Source organism: Bacillus thermozeamaize (genome assembly GCA_002159075.1).
GTDB lineage: Bacteria > Bacillota > Bacilli > ZCTH02-B2 > ZCTH02-B2 > Bacillus_BB > Bacillus_BB thermozeamaize.
The window spans coordinates 1-2,930 of record LZRT01000141.1 but is presented as its reverse complement, the minus strand read 5'-3'; the positions used below and the strand labels follow the sequence as shown (position 1 = coordinate 2,930).

At 52.4% G+C, this 2,930-nt stretch carries 2 protein-coding genes and 1 pseudogene; all 3 read right to left on the bottom strand.

Features of this window, described 5'->3' with window-relative positions; all coding sequences use genetic code 11:
• A partial coding sequence (locus BAA01_03545) for a DNA methyltransferase (protein OUM84180.1) occupies nt 1–1,513 on the bottom strand: 1,513 nt, incomplete at its 3' end.
• 219 nt (nt 1,514–1,732) lie between these two features.
• Nucleotides 1,733–2,155, bottom strand: a complete 423-nt coding sequence (locus BAA01_03540) for a hypothetical protein (protein OUM84179.1) — start codon at nt 2,153–2,155, stop codon at nt 1,733–1,735.
• 434 nt (nt 2,156–2,589) lie between these two features.
• A pseudogene (locus BAA01_03535) lies at nt 2,590–2,930 on the bottom strand (hypothetical protein).

Here is a 2,930-nt window from a genome sequence, read left to right as displayed (position 1 = left end):
TCGACTCCGCAAACTGTTCCTGCAGCCGCCCCATCAGTTCCGCCATCTTTTCCTCAAAGGGAACATCGTCCGTCTCGGATACTTCCGTTCCGACATAGATCCCCGGCGTCAGTTTGTAATCGTTCGCGCGGATTTCCTCGATGGTCGCCACATTGCAGAAACCTTCCACGGGCTCAAATTTCCCGTCCGCTTTCCGGAACGCCTGGTACACCGCCGCAATTTCCTCGATGTCTTCCGGCGTAAGCGCCTTTTGCCGGCGGCTGACCATGACGCCTTTTTTCCGGGCGTCGATGAACAGCACTTCATTTCTCCGCGGCCGGAATCCCTTCTGGCCATCCCGGTTCTTGCTCAGGAAAAAGAGGCAGCACGGAATGCCGGTGGTAAAGAACAACTTCTCCGGCAGTTGCACGACGCAGTCGATGTAGCCCTCATCCACCAACTTCTGGCGGACTTCCTTCTCGCCGGTTACGTTCGTCGTCATCGCCCCGTTGGCCATGACGAAACCGGCCGTGCCACCTTCCTTCAGGTGGTACAGGAAATGCTGCATCCACATGTAGTTGGCGTTGCTGTCGGTGACGGCCTTGTCATACTCCACGATAAGCCGCGGATCGTTTTTCTGGATCTTGTCCGCGCCCCACAACTTCATGTTGAAGGGGGGATTGGAGAGGACAAAGTCAAATTTCTGGTCTTTGAACTTGTCATCGAGCAAGGAATCGCCCAGGCGAATGTCCGCGTTGATGCCGTGGATGAGGACGTTCATTTTCCCCAGGCGGACGGTCGTGTCCACGCTTTCCTGTCCGTAGAACGAAAGGGCATGCTTGTTCTTGGCGTAGCGCTGGGACTGAATGAACATGCCGCCGGAGCCGCAGGCCGGGTCAAAGATCGTGCCCGATTCCGGCTCCAGCATGGCGACGAGCAGTTCGACGATGGATTTGGGCGTAAAAAACTGGCCGCCGCGGTTCCCCTCGCTGGAAGCAAAGTTGCCGATGAAGTATTCGAACACGCGCCCCAGCACGTCCACCGCATCATCGCTGTAGGCGCTGAACACGTCGCGGGAAAAGATCTCGATCAGCGCTGCCAGGTTTTCGTTGGGCAGATTGGTCGTCCGGTAAATGCGCGGCAGTACCCCGGCCAGTTCCGGGTTCTCATCCTCGATCAGTTTCATGGCGTTGTCGAGGATTTCCTTGATGTTGGGCTGCTTGGCGTTCTTGACAATGTAGGACCAGCGCGCCTGCTCGGGGACCACGTATACGCGCTCGGCGATGTATGAATCCCGGTCTTCCAGAATCAAATTGGCGTCCTCGGGATTTTCAAAGTAATACGGGCTTCCCGGATCACGCACCATCTGCTCCAATTCATTGCGACGCTTATCATAGCGAATGGACAGGTAGCGCAGGAAAATCAGCGGGAGAACGATATGTTTGTAGTCCGCCGGCGCAACCGTCGCCCGCATCCGATTGGCGGCTTCGAACAGTTCTTTTTCGAATGTGATGTCTGCTTGCGCTGATGCCATGCGGTTTGTTCCTCCTGATTGGATCTCACATGCCATTATAAAGCGTTGATCGTGACATCTGTACGTCATGAAACATATGTTTGGGTTAGGTACAAGGCACTATATACCCGTATTTACTTCTACGAAATGCGACATCATTCCTGCCAGGATCGCTCCATTTCAAAAACCCTTACGAACTTTAGCAAAACAAAAAAAGTGCGAAAACCCGCACTCAAAACCTCATTCGTCCGAATGCTCTTTGCACTTGATCCTTCTCTCCAACGATCTCAACAAACTTTCCCATTCGACTGCATCGCGTTCCTCATCGCTGGATAGTTCCCGTTTTGCGCCCAGCGTCTTCTCAAAAGGCCCGCCATATTTTTCTTCAAAGTAACGGATCTCATCTTTTAATATCTGAATTTCCTCTTCCAGGGTGATCGGTTTGTCCCGCCCCAAACGCTTCTGTTCTTGGTGGTACAGTTCCTCGATTTCGGCAATGGTCAACGTTTCTCCGTACGGCGACACACACTTGGTATCCGGCCTGAATACCGGCTCTTCAAGGGTAACCCCGGGAAAACGGCCCAGCGAAATCCAATACAATATCAAAGGTTCACTGGCCCCCATCAATCTGCTGACTTCCGACAAGGTATAGATCTTGCTCATCCGAATCACCTCAACACCATTATACCGGTTTCTTCCGACTTGTGAAGTAATTCACAAAGTAACGATATTCAACTTAAATTCCGTTATTCAATTAAACCAAACAGGAACTGCACAGAAATCCAAATCCCGAATCCCTTGTGGGACGCGGCCATACAGTCATACAGAAAACTTTGTGTGTTCCCTTTTGCTGTAACCCAATGCTTCTTCTGCTGCTCCTGTCTGGTCGCCGGATTTAGAATTTGCCAGTTCCAAATGTGGAAAGTTTTTTGTATTCCTGTATGAACTCCGCAATCCCTTGCAGGATAAGGGATTTCTCATTCAGAAAACAAATTCACATTCATGAATCTGGCCCCCGCCCCGGCCCTTGCCTTCCGCAGAAGCAGGAGGAGCGACAGCGACGAAAAAAGAAGAAGCGCCCAGCATGGGGGCGCTCTTTATTCCTTGGGGGAGAAAGTGATGCCGTTCCAAAGTTCCGGTCCCATGTACTTTCGGACGATTCTGAGCCCCGAAATCTCCTCCAGCAAACGCTGGTTAAACTTCTTTTTGGTCGTCGGTTTCATGCCGTTTTCCTGGCACCATTCCGTGTATCGGAGAAACAATTCTTTCCTGGGATACGTAAGGCTCGGGCCGACCTCGCAGCATTCGGCAAGAAACCCGGAAATATTGTCGGCCTCTTGCTGATACTTCTTGTGCGCTTCCTGCAAGGACGGCCCCATGGTAAAGCCGTTTTTCTGCTCAAGCCGGCGCAAACCGTGCAGAGCACGGTTGAGGAGCC